At 59.1% G+C, this 2,295-nt stretch carries 1 protein-coding gene and 2 pseudogenes; all 3 read left to right on the plus strand.

What is annotated here, in order from left to right:
* Window positions 1-928, plus strand: a pseudogene (locus BFP70_RS00005) (IS110 family transposase); the annotation flags it as partial.
* A 287-nt stretch (window positions 929-1,215) separates the two neighbouring features.
* Window positions 1,216-2,012, plus strand: a pseudogene (locus tag BFP70_RS20150) (IS3 family transposase); the annotation flags it as partial.
* A partial coding sequence (locus BFP70_RS00015; RefSeq protein ID WP_176715451.1) for an ATP-binding protein occupies window positions 2,000-2,295 on the plus strand: 296 nt, incomplete at its 3' end. The pseudogene BFP70_RS20150 and the gene BFP70_RS00015, both read left to right, overlap by 13 nt.

Raw genomic sequence — 2,295 nt, forward strand, 5'->3', positions numbered from 1 at the left:
CCAGTTGCGGCGGGCGCAACTGCTGCTGTTTTTCTCGCGGCTTGAACCGTGTGTTGTGGGCATGGAAGCCTGCGCCGGGGCGCATTACTGGGGGCGGGCAATTGCCGCGCTGGGGCATGAGGTCCGTCTCATGCCACCCGCTTACGTCAAGCCTTATGTGAAGTGAGGCAAGACAGACGCGGTGGACGCGGAAGCCATCTGCGAAGCGGTCACGCGCCCGACGATGCGCTTTGTGCCAGTGAAATCGGTCGAGACCCAAGCCGCTCTGCTTGACCATAAGACGCGGGATTTCCTCGTACGGCAGCGTACGCAGATCATCAACGCGATCCGGGCGCATATTGGCGAGTTCGGCATTGTGGTGGCAAAGGGCATCCAAAACGTTGAGCGTCTGATCGCTGCCGCTCGAAACATGCCGGAAGCCGCACGAGCTGCCGTGGATATGATGGCCGAACAGCTTCAGGGCACGCAGGATCGGATCGATGCGGTCACGGCACGGATTGCTGAGAGCCAAGCTGATGATCCGCTGGCTCGGCGTTTGGCAACGGTGCCCGGAGTAGGAGCTATCTCTTCCAGTGCCTTTGCCGCGACGACGCCAGATGTGAGTGCGTTCCGCAGCGGCCGAGATTATGCGGCTTGGCTAGGCCTGACCCCACGCGCACATTCCAGCGGCGGCAAGGAACGACTCGGGCGGATATCAAAGGCCGGCAATCGATATCTGCGACGGCTGCTATACTTGGGAGCTATGGCTAGGATTAGTGCGCGGCGCGTCCGGCGAACGACAGCCACGAATGCTACGCCCGACTGGCTGGACCGAATGCTCGACCGCAAACCGGTGAAGGTGGTCGCAATCGCCCTAGCCAACCGTATGGCACGCACGATCTGGGCGCTGATCCAACGCGGTGACAGCTATCGGGCGAGTTTGGCATGAAATGATCAAGACCGGCCACCCGCACTGAGCGGGTAGCCCAGGAGATGGTGAGGCGCAGCGTGAGGTGATGGCATAGGGACGGTAACAGCGGAACGGAACACCCAGTTCGGACCGAAGCGCCTTTGAGCGCGTGCCATTGATCGGAACCTGTCCGCCGGCTGACTTCATCAAGGCGCGCAGCTATGATGCTGCGAATTGACGCCGTATACATGGCCGCGACCGACCGGAATGCCAGACCCAAACAAAGCTCTTGCCAAGGGGCCATCCATACATGGTCCGAGGGCATGCCCGACCCAATGAAATTTCAATTCATTGCGGGCTATCGCGGAGATCTTTCACGCGCTCGTCTTTATCGCCGGATGCAAGTTTCAGACGCATGGCCTGCGTGCGTGGTGCGGTAGACCGCCGTCACATCGCCAGCGGCGCGACATGAACCTGCTGGCGCATATCCGCGAACAGCACCGGCTCAGTCTGGATAGCTACGGCCGGCCGCGCATGACGCAGGAATTAAATGAATTGGGCATCAGGGTCGGGCAACGCAGGGTCGCCCAGGCTCGTCGGGAAAACAGCGCCCCACGCTGTTTTCTATTCCGCCTCACTACGCGACAATGGCGTCCAGGTTCTACGCAATCGTAAATTCAAACGCATTACCGACAGCAATCACAGCTTCAACATCGCGCCCAATTTTCTGTCTCAAGATTTCAGAGCGACAGCACCGAACCAGAAATGGGCGGGGGATATCACCCACATCTGGACACGCGAGGGCTGGTCCTATCTCTCTGTGATCATTGATCTATATTCGAAGCGCGTGATTGGGTGGGCGATCAGTAGCCGTATGAAACAGGACTTGGTCTTGCGGGCTTTGGACATGGCGATCGCGTTACGTCGACCGCCACCTGGCTGCATTCACCACACCGATCGCGGCGCGCAATATTGTGCGCACAAGTATCAAAATCGCCTTGGTCGTCACGAACTGCTGCCTTCCATGACTGGCAAGGGAAATTGTTACGATAATTTCGCAGTCGAGAGCTTCTTCAAGTCCCTCAAGGCCGAGCTGATCTGGCGAAACACGTGGCAAATGCGGTCGACGATCTGGTCGCCCAGGGCGCGCCAGCGTTCGAAGCTGCCACGCCAATGCTGTCACAGCTGCTCAAGGCCGAGATCGCCGAACGTGAGGTACGGTCCATCGCCTACCACACGAAGGTTGCCCGCTTCCCCGCATACAAAGATCTGACGGGCTTCGACTTTGCATCGAGTGAGATCATTGAAGCAACAGTGCGGCAGCTACACCGATGCGAGTTTATCGAAGCGGCCGAGAATGTCGTTTTGATCGGCGGTCCCGGAACGGGCAAGAGCCACACAGCCAC

Origin of the sequence: Thioclava sp. SK-1, from assembly GCF_001705665.1 — a bacterium.
Classification (GTDB): Bacteria; Pseudomonadota; Alphaproteobacteria; order Rhodobacterales; family Rhodobacteraceae; genus Thioclava.